Annotated in this window: 1 protein-coding gene; it reads right to left on the bottom strand. The window is 35.8% G+C overall.

Annotated features, from left to right (window positions below):
• On the bottom strand, nucleotides 1-589 hold a 589-nt coding region (locus tag ACFIL8_RS12365), incomplete at both ends, for an ERF family protein (protein ID WP_375690067.1).

Here is a 589-nt window from a genome sequence, read left to right as displayed (position 1 = left end):
CCTTTTGCCTGTTTTGTTTATCTTTCAAAAGATGTAATACCGTTTGTGCTTGTCCTTCAGACATATCGTCGAGCTTTTTGACGTTGACATAAGCAAGTATTTTTTCTTCTTCTGTTTGGGTTTGTACGACAAGTCTTCTGATTTCATTGATCTGTTGTGGAAAAGCCTTTTTAATAGGTGTGTTCCCATCCGTATCGTCATCTTCACTCACGACATTAAGAAGCATACCTAACAGATATCTGCGTGCGTATGTGATTGCAGAACCAACCGATTGTATATTTGATTTGCATCCTTTAGTGTCATAAGGAAACTTTCCTTCTGTTGAGATTTTATTTCCAGACGGATGCGTCAAAGTCATTTCTATAATTATATTGTCTGAACTCTGTTCTTTGATACGAGAAAACAAAGCAAATCGGTGTTTTGCAAGAGTGTTTTTTACAGCATCAATGTACTGGTCAAGGGTTGCATATTGGCTGTTTGTATGGGTGTTTGTAGAGTTTTTTTGTATTTTTTGATATTCTATTTGCATATTCGAAAGATCACTGGCAAATCTTTCGTAGTTTTGTCGTTCTATTTCTTTTTCTCGTAA

The sequence above is a fragment of the Bartonella sp. AP57NXGY genome (assembly GCF_042195805.1).
Taxonomy (GTDB): Bacteria; Pseudomonadota; Alphaproteobacteria; order Rhizobiales; family Rhizobiaceae; genus Bartonella.
This window is presented reverse-complemented; position numbering and strand designations above follow the sequence as displayed.